Source organism: Vogesella mureinivorans (assembly GCF_007644035.1).
In the GTDB taxonomy this organism is placed as follows: Bacteria; Pseudomonadota; Gammaproteobacteria; order Burkholderiales; family Chromobacteriaceae; genus Vogesella; species Vogesella mureinivorans.
The window spans coordinates 1-360 of the sequence record NZ_VMTV02001059.1 but is presented as its reverse complement, the minus strand read 5'-3'; the positions used below and the strand labels follow the sequence as shown (position 1 = coordinate 360).

Annotated in this window: 1 protein-coding gene; it reads right to left on the bottom strand. The window is 64.4% G+C overall.

Annotation, left to right across the window (positions count from 1 at the left end):
- Positions 1 to 360 (bottom strand): sugar-transfer associated ATP-grasp domain-containing protein (locus tag FLQ44_RS22735; protein ID WP_206209124.1); only part of this gene is annotated, 360 nt, incomplete at both ends.

The following is a 360-nucleotide window of genomic DNA, read 5'->3' as shown; positions in this document are numbered from 1 at the left end:
AACGCCACCCGCTCCGCGGGATCCGTGCTCAAGCCACCGTGGTCGCGCAGGGCTTCGATCATTCGCAGCCGATGCAGCAGCCCGTTGCCATTGGCGATCTGGATGGCCAGGCCGGGGCGCGCGTTGAGCTCCAGGATCATCGGTCCCTTGTTCTTGTCGAGAACGAAATCGACGCCGATGTAGCCAAGCTGGGAAAGTTCATAGCAGCGCGATGACATCTCCAGCAGCTCCGCCCAGCGCGGGATCTCGAGTCCGACGATGCTGTGCTCGGTGTCGGGATGCTCCTTGACTGGCTCGGTGCCCCAGACACCCCTGCGGGTCAACCCGGTGGGAATGTCGATGCCAACGCCGATGGCGCCC